General features: G+C 73.1%; 7 protein-coding genes. 1 reads left to right on the plus strand and 6 read right to left on the minus strand.

Annotated elements, in window-relative coordinates; genetic code table 11:
- Window positions 1–13 precede the first annotated feature (13 nt).
- Window positions 14–964, minus strand: coding sequence for a WYL domain-containing protein (locus tag AB0J69_RS45135; RefSeq protein WP_364131538.1), 951 nt, complete (start codon window positions 962–964; stop codon window positions 14–16).
- A 38-nt stretch (window positions 965–1002) separates the two neighbouring features.
- On the opposite strand from AB0J69_RS45135, the gene AB0J69_RS45140 reads away from it, so the two are divergent.
- Window positions 1003–2070: a DUF3866 family protein gene (locus AB0J69_RS45140; RefSeq protein WP_364131540.1), complete on the plus strand. Its 1068-nt coding sequence runs from the start codon at window positions 1003–1005 to the stop codon at window positions 2068–2070.
- Here the strand turns inward: AB0J69_RS45140 and AB0J69_RS45145 are convergent.
- From AB0J69_RS45145 to AB0J69_RS45165, 5 genes are all read right to left on the minus strand, one after another.
- Window positions 2016–2495, minus strand: a complete 480-nt coding sequence (locus AB0J69_RS45145; RefSeq protein WP_364131543.1) for a DUF3291 domain-containing protein — start codon at window positions 2493–2495, stop codon at window positions 2016–2018. The two genes, AB0J69_RS45140 and AB0J69_RS45145, sit on opposite strands and share 55 nt — an antisense overlap.
- A 33-nt stretch (window positions 2496–2528) precedes the next feature.
- Complete coding sequence (locus tag AB0J69_RS45150; protein ID WP_364131546.1) at window positions 2529–3173, minus strand: helix-turn-helix domain-containing protein; 645 nt, start codon at window positions 3171–3173, stop codon at window positions 2529–2531.
- Between the two features lie 82 nt (window positions 3174–3255).
- A complete protein-coding gene (locus tag AB0J69_RS45155; protein ID WP_364131548.1) occupies window positions 3256–4215 on the minus strand; it encodes an FKBP-type peptidyl-prolyl cis-trans isomerase in 960 nt (319 codons plus the stop codon).
- Window positions 4216–4550: 335 nt separating this feature from the next.
- On the minus strand, window positions 4551–5492 hold the full coding sequence (locus AB0J69_RS45160; protein WP_364131551.1) for an FKBP-type peptidyl-prolyl cis-trans isomerase: 942 nt from the start codon (window positions 5490–5492) through the stop codon (window positions 4551–4553).
- Between the two features lie 268 nt (window positions 5493–5760).
- Window positions 5761–6105: proteasome accessory factor PafA2 family protein (locus tag AB0J69_RS45165; RefSeq protein ID WP_364131554.1), on the minus strand; the 345-nt coding region annotated here is incomplete at its 5' end.

A 6105-nucleotide genomic window follows, 5' to 3' on the forward strand; every position in this document is an offset into this window, starting at 1 on the left:
ATGGTTCGCCCGCTCACGCCATGGCCCCCTTCAGCCTGCGAATGACGGCCTCGCGGGCGTCCGGCGGCTCGACCACCTCGACGTCGGCGCCGAGGCTGGCCATCCAGCCGGCCAGCCGCTCGGGGTCGGAGAAGGTCAGCTCGGCCTCGTCCCACCCGTCGGTGCCGGGGTGTACGGCCCTGGACAGCTGGCGCAGCCCCTCGCACGCCCCCTGGCGCACGCGCACGACGGCCACCCGCTCCTCCATCGGCTCGTCGGGGAAGCCCACCATGGCCCGCAGGTCGATGCCCTCGGGCACCTCGACCGCGCCAGGGCGGCCGAGCGTGGCGACCTGCCCGGTGATGCGGCTGAGCCGGAAGGCGCGCGGCGCGTCCCTGTCGCGGTCGAACCCGGCCAGGTACCAGCGGCCGCGCCGGCTGACCACGCCCCACGGCTCAACGGTGCGGCTGCGCACGGTCTCGCTGCCCGCGCCGCGGTAGTCGAAGCGCACCACGCGCCGGTCGCGCACGGCGTCCCACAGCGCGGGGAAGGCCGGGTCGCGGGTGTCCACCCGCAGCTCCAGCGCCCCGGTGCCGACGGGCTGGTCGGTGGAGACACCGCCGGCCCGCAGCTTCAGCAGCGCGCCGGAGGCGGCCTCGGCCAGGCTGGCGCGCTGCCACACCTGGGCGGCCAGGCCCAGCACGGCGGCCTCGTCGGGCTCCAGGGTGATCTCGGGCAGCTCGTACGACTGCCGCTCGATCCGGTAGCCCGGCTCGTCCTCCCACGGGTCGCGCACCACGTCGATCGGGATCCCGATCTCGCGCAGCTCGTTCTTGTCCCGCTCGAACATGCGCTGGAACGCCTCGTCGCCATCGCGGTCGTATCCGGGGACGGCCTGGCGGATCTGCTCGGCCGACAGCGGGCGCCGGGTGGCGAGCAGGCAGATCACCAGATTGAGCAACCGTTCTGTCTTCCGGCGCGACATCTGCCTCACTCCTCCTTCATCGACGCTACCCTGCCCCCGTGATCAGATGGCGCAAGGGCGAGGTCCTACGGATCCGACGCGAGTGGCCGGGAGCGGTGGAGCTGGACGTCGCCGTCCCCGAGGGGGAGTGCCGGGCGCTGGCGTATCCGCCGTTGGTCGGGCGCCCGGAACCCGGCGACGAGGTGCTGCTCAACACGACCGCGCTCGCGATGGGTCTCGGTACGGGAGGTTACGCCATGGTGGTGGCCGTCCCGAACCGTTTGCCGCAAGATCCGCAGGGACGGGGGCACCTGGTGAAGGCCAGGTACACCCCGCTGCAGGCCACGGTGCTGGGCGCCGACGAGCAGGATTCCCCGTATCATGCCAGGTTGCGCGAGGCGGACTCGCTGGACGGCATGCCGGTGGTGGTCGCCGACCTGCACTCGGCGCTCGCCCCGATCCTGTGCGGGCTGTACGCGGACCGGCCCGGCGTGCGGGTGGCGTACGTGATGCTGGACGGCGGGGCGCTGCCGGTGTGGTTCTCGATGGCGGCGGCCCGGCTGCGGGAGATCGGCTGGCTGGCGGGCGTGGTGACGGTGGGCCAGTCGTTCGGCGGCGACGTCGAGGCGGTCACCGCCCACACCGGGCTGCTGGCGGCCAGGCACGTGCTGGAGGCCGACGTGGCGATCGTCACGCAGGGGCCGGGCAACCTGGGCACGGGCACCCGATGGGGCTTCTCGGGGGTGTCGGCCGGCGAGGCGGTAAACGCGGCGGGCGTGCTGCTGGGGCGGCCGGTGGCGGCGCTGCGGGTCAGCGAGGGCGACCAGCGCGAGCGCCACTACGGCGTCTCGCACCACTCGCTGACGGCCTACGGCCGGGTCGCGCTGTCACCGGCCGACGTGCCGGTGCCGGAGCTGCCGGGCGAGTTCGGGGAGCGGGTCAGGGACCAGGCCGAGCTGCTGGCCGTACGCCACCGGCTGGTCTCCGTCCCGGTGGACGGCCTGCACGAGGCGCTGCGGGAGTCCCCGGTGCGGCTGTCGACGATGGGCAGGGGCCTGGAGGAGGATCTGCCCTACTTCCTGGCCTCGGCCGCGGCGGGCAGGCTGGCGGCCTCGCTGCTGTCGTAGAAGTCCTTGAACGTGAACGCCTCGGGGCTCGGCCCTTCGGTCCTGAGGCGTTCCAGCCGCTCCATCGCCTCGGCCAGCGACGGGATGTACCCCTCAGGGATCCACCACATCACCATGTACGGCTCCGCCATGCGCAGGAACCACTCCCTGCGCCGGCGCAGCACGCCCAGGTGCGGGCTGCGGTAGACGTAGTTCCACAGCGACTCCTGCGACTCCCACACCGAGAAGTTGACCAGCAGGTAGTCGCCGTAGTCGTGGACGACGGTCGCGGTGGGGTCGGCCTCGCTCTCCTTCAGCCGCCACACGAACCCGGGCGCCTCGTCGGCGAGGGTGTTGATGGGCTCGAGCAGGGCGACGAACTCGGCCAGCTCGTCGGAGTCGATGGGCGCGCGCAGGTGGGCGATGTTGAGCTCGGCGATATGCATGACGCTCAGCACACCATCCCCCGGCCTTCTATGTCAATCATTATTTGTTTTAGAAAGGGCGACACAGCACTCCCCCGGCCGCGGGTCCAGCGCCGCCCTGCCCGGATCGTCACCGAGCCCCTCCAGCAGCCCCTGGCACAGGGCCAGGTTCATGGAGCACACCAGCAGCGGCTGCTCCTCGGCCAGCACGTGGAAGGGGCAGTTGCGCAGCCGCAGCGTGTCGTCCTCGGCGTACGGCTCGTAGCCGCGCTCGCTCAGCACCCGCTCCACCGGCTCGCCGCGGTGCTTCCTGGCGATCCTGGCGCCCGCGCCGCGCGCCACCTCCTCGGCCCGCTCCTCGGCGCCGAGCAGGTCCACCACGTCGGCCAGGACCGAGGCGAGGGTGGCGTAGTCGCGCGGCGGCAGGCTCACCGACCGCTCTCCCGTGGCCCGGCGGTAGACCTTGGCGGGCCGGCCGCTGCCCGGCCCCTTGCGCTCCTGCTGCCGGAAGCCGCTCTCCAGCAGCCCGGCCTCGACGAGCTTGTCGAGGTGGTGCCCGGCCAGCGTCCTGGACACGCCCGCCGCCTCGGCGGCCTCCCCGCGGCCCACGTCGCCGCCCCTGGAGGCGACGACGTCGTACAGGCTGCGGCGGACGGGGTCGTGCAACAGGGCCAGCGCCTCGAGGTCGTCGCTACTCACAGCGGGAGTCTATGAAAGCTCGTGCCCGGCGTGCTCATCGGCGCGGGAGCGGCCCGGCTCCTGCCGAGCCGCCGCCGCCCGCTCAGTAGGCGGCGATGACGTCCACGACGAAGACCAGGGTGTCGGAGCCCTTGATGCCGTACGCGGGGTGACCGCCGGGGCCGTACCCGTACGCGGGCGGGACGACCATCAGGACGCGGCTGCCGACGGGCACGCCGACCAGCGCCTTGTCCCAGGCCTTGATCACGCTGCCGTCGCCGAGCTTGAACGCCTTGGGCCGGCCCGTGGTCCAGGTCGCGTCGAAGACGCGGCGGCGGCTCCAGAGGGCGCCCTCGTACTGGGTGACCACGAGCTGTCCGGCCTGCGTCTTGCGGCCGTTCCCCTTGGCCAGCACCTTCGCCGTGAAGCGGGCGGGCGGCGGGGTGGCGGGGACGGCCAGGGCGGGCCAGGCGCCGCCGCCGACGCGCACTCCGGCGATGGTCCCGCCGGCCGCCTTCACCGAGACCCCCTTGTGGTGGGCGCCGAGGATGTCGACGACGTAGAACAGCTCCTCCTTGGTGCCGATGCCCTGCGGCGGGTTGGCGCCGAACCCGTCCTCGGGCGGGATGGCGGCGATGACCCGGCTGCCCACCCTGCGGCCCCGCAGCGCCCGTTCCAGCCCGGGCAGCAGCTCCCCCACCGGGAACGCGGCCGGGGTGCCCCGGTTGAAGCTGGAGTCGACCAGGCGGTTGTCCCTGCCGTCCCACACGTGCGCGGTGTACTGGACGATGGCGACGTCGTCGGTGGCCAGCCGCTCGCCCTTGCCCGCGGCCAGCTCGTCCACCTGCAGCCCGGCCGCCGGCTTGCCGTCGGGGAAGACGATCGTCGGCCGGGCGCCGAACGAGCCGCCCACCTTCAGGTCCAGCGCCCCGGCGGGCTCCCCCGTACAGCCGGTCACCAGCAGGGGCGCCAGCAGCAGAGCCACCGAAAGCGGGGCCACCGAAAGCGGGGCCACCGACGGCGGGCACTGCAGCGGAAGCGCGGTGGCACGGCGGCGGCGCATCGGCCCTCCCAACGCGAAGCGGCCCGGCGGCACTGCGCCGCCGGGCTCGCGATGCTACCGCGTCACAAGATCGCGCGTCAGCAAGCGCTCAGGACCCACGTGAAACGACCGGCTCAGCAGGCGCCCGAGCCGGACGCCTGCGATCGGGACGGACGCCCGCGCCCGAGCCGGACTCCCGCGCTCACGACGGACGCCCGGGCTCACGCCGAGCTGGACGCCCGCGCCTGGGCCGGGCGCCCGGGCCGGGCGCCTGCGATCGGCCTGTGAGCGCGGGGGACGGACCCGGACGACCGGCCCGGGCCAGTAGGCGCCCCAGGTCGGTTAGACGCCCGGGGTCAGTAGGCGCCCAGGACGTCCACCACGAACACCAGCGTGCTCTTGGCGGGAATGCCCTGCTGATCCTGGTCGCCGTAGCCGAGGTCCGGCGGGATGCTCATCACGACGCGGCTGCCGACGGGCACCCCGGCCAGGCCCTTCTGCCAGCCCTGGATCACCTGCCCGAGCGGGAACTCGGCCGGCTGGCCCCGCTCCCAGCTCGAGTCGAACTGCTTGTCGGTGCCCCAGATCTTGCCCGTGTAGTGGACGCTGAGGGTCTGGTTGGCCTGCACCTTCGCGCCGGTGCCCTGGATGATCGTCTTGACGACGAGCTCCTTGGGCGCCTTCTCGTCGGTCTTCGTGGTCAGCGTCGGCGCCTTCTCCCCGCCCGGGTTCTCCACCTTGACGCCCTTGATGGACTCGCCGACCTCCTTGCCGGTGGCGGCCTTCAGCGCCGGCGGCTGGGTGCCGACGACGTCGAACACGAACACCTTGGTCGGCTCGGCCGGCGCGGTCTGCTGCTGCGGGACGGAGTCGTTGGCCAGCACGGCCAGCAGCCGGCCGCCGTGCTTGACCTTGGTGAAGCCCTCCTGCAGCACCTGCGGGAGCTGCTCGTTGACCGCGATCGTCTCCGGCGCCTTGGTGTCGTAGGAGGAGCCGGCGGCGGCGTTGCCCTTGCCGTCCCAGTTGTAGACGGTGAGGTTGACGATCACCCGGTCACCGGCCTTGACACCGGTGCCGGTGCCCGGCTGGATCACCTCGTAGGACGACTTCGTCGCGGGTGAGCCGGACGGGAAGGTCACCGTGGGCTTGGCGCCCACGTTGCCGGCGACCTTGAGCCCGGAGGACCCGCTGGTCGCCCCGCCGGTCGTGGCGCTGGTGCCGGCGCCGTCGTCGGAGCCGCACGCGGCGGCGAACAAGATCAATGGCACGGCGGCCAGTACGGCCAGAGCGCGGCGCATGGGTTTCCCTCGGAAAGACGTCAGATTCGCGTCACCCTACCCGACTTCCCGGTAGGGCCGGGGTAAACGGAACCCCACGTCCAGGCCGCGGATCCGGCCCGCAAGGAGCCGACCGCCCGCCCGGCCCGCGAACAGGCCGACCACCCGCCCGGCCCGCGCCCGCGAACAGACCGCCCGCCCATCGCGTGTCCGGACAGGCGAACAGACCCGCTGCCCGGCCGGCCCGCCCGAGAGCCGGCCGGCCGGCCACCCGCGGCCATCCGCCCGGCTACATGCCGGCGATGAGCTTGTCCACCCGCTCGTCCACGCTGCGGAACGGGTCCTTGCACAGGACGGTGCGCTGGGCCTGGTCGTTCAGCTTGAGGTGCACCCAGTCGACGGTGAAGTCGCGCCGCTTCTCCTGCGCCTTGCGGATGAACTCGCCGCGCAGCCGCGCCCTGGTCGTCTGCGGCGGCACCGACTTGGCCTCGAAGATCTTCAGGTCGGACGCCACCCGCTCCACCGAGCCGCGCTTCTGCAGCAGGTAGAACAGGCCGCGCTTGCGGTGCACGTCGTGGTAGGCCAGGTCGAGCTGGGCCACCCGGGGCGAGGACAGCGGCAGGTCGTACTTCTT

The sequence above is a fragment of the Nonomuraea sp. NPDC049709 genome (assembly GCF_040674815.1).
GTDB lineage: Bacteria > Actinomycetota > Actinomycetes > Streptosporangiales > Streptosporangiaceae > Nonomuraea.

Coding starts and splice junctions, on each gene's coding strand:
- AB0J69_RS45135 (WP_364131538.1), bottom strand. CDS start 964: ATGTCGCGCCGGAAGACAGAACGGTTGCTCAATCTGGTGATCTGCCTG.
- AB0J69_RS45145 (WP_364131543.1), bottom strand. CDS start 2,495: ATGCATATCGCCGAGCTCAACATCGCCCACCTGCGCGCGCCCATCGAC.
- AB0J69_RS45155 (WP_364131548.1), bottom strand. CDS start 4,215: ATGCGCCGCCGCCGTGCCACCGCGCTTCCGCTGCAGTGCCCGCCGTCG.
- AB0J69_RS45160 (WP_364131551.1), bottom strand. CDS start 5,492: ATGCGCCGCGCTCTGGCCGTACTGGCCGCCGTGCCATTGATCTTGTTC.